A 572-nucleotide genomic window follows, 5' to 3' on the forward strand; every position below is an offset into this window, starting at 1 on the left:
GGCCGAAACCACATCAGGCGCGGATATGCTTCCTCGCCTTGCGTTCATCCATCAGGAGGAGTTTTCGTGTCCTTGAATCTCGGCTCACATCTCAACGACGTCCTGCGATCGGTCGCCGGCGTCGCCTCTGCGCTGGCGCTTGCAGCAGCCATCACCCCCACCATTGCGCATGCTGACGCCGGATCGACCGGTTTCCGGCACATCGTCGACATCGGATGCGAAGGCGTGAATTGCTTCGTGACCTTGGACGGGGCGCCCTTCCCCGGGCTGAGTGGCACAACCTGTGCGGCACCCACGCTGGAGTTTCGCTGGGATGCCAGCACGCCCGGCGGCAAGCTGGCCTACGGATCATTCCTGGCAGCCTATTCGTCGGGCAAAGTGGTCTCGGTCTACTACTCGACTTGCTTCGTGCAGTGGAACGGCGTCTACCCAACCATCGGGTACTTTCACATCACCGGATAAGGCACGCTCAGGCAGGCGCCCCCAACGCCGCGACGATCTCCGGCGGCGCCTGCACCAGCTCGATCAGTACGCCCTCGCCCGCGACCGGGAACTCGTCGTTGCTCTTCGGG

General features: G+C 63.5%; 1 protein-coding gene and 1 pseudogene. One reads left to right on the top strand and one right to left on the bottom strand.

From position 1 onward, the window contains the following. The first annotated feature begins 66 nt into the window (after positions 1-66). A complete protein-coding gene (locus AC1D01_RS38010) occupies positions 67-462 on the top strand; it encodes a hypothetical protein (protein WP_477875166.1) in 396 nt (131 codons plus the stop codon). A 7-nt stretch (positions 463-469) separates the two neighbouring features. Here the strand turns inward: AC1D01_RS38010 and AC1D01_RS38015 are convergent. Continuing rightward, positions 470-572, bottom strand: a pseudogene (locus AC1D01_RS38015) (VOC family protein); the annotation flags it as partial.

It is taken from the genome of Rhizobacter sp. P3_B12 (assembly GCF_056402895.1).